1 protein-coding gene is annotated in these 210 nt (G+C 41.0%); it reads right to left on the bottom strand.

Annotated elements, in window-relative coordinates; translation table 11 throughout:
• The coding region (locus V6260_RS19435; protein WP_341595637.1) for a hypothetical protein at window positions 1-210 on the bottom strand (210 nt) is incomplete at both ends.

Here is a 210-nt window from a genome sequence, read left to right as displayed (position 1 = left end):
ACGACTTTCTGGATCTAAATTTGTTAAATGAAGATAAACCCCTCCCTGAGCAACTGCATTACCATCAGCAGGCAGACCACTGGGAAGCCAAAATGTTTTAGCATCAGCGTCAATTAGACCATTACTATCAAAAGCATTATTCCCTGATGAATCTACAATTTCACTACCACATACAACTAGCTTTTTAAGATTGCCTCCCCAACGAGCACC

Source organism: Pseudoalteromonas aliena, from assembly GCF_038155085.1.
Taxonomy (GTDB): Bacteria; Pseudomonadota; Gammaproteobacteria; order Enterobacterales; family Alteromonadaceae; genus Pseudoalteromonas; species Pseudoalteromonas aliena_A.
The sequence above is the reverse complement of the archived record's forward strand: the minus strand, read 5'-3'. Positions and strand labels throughout refer to the sequence as shown.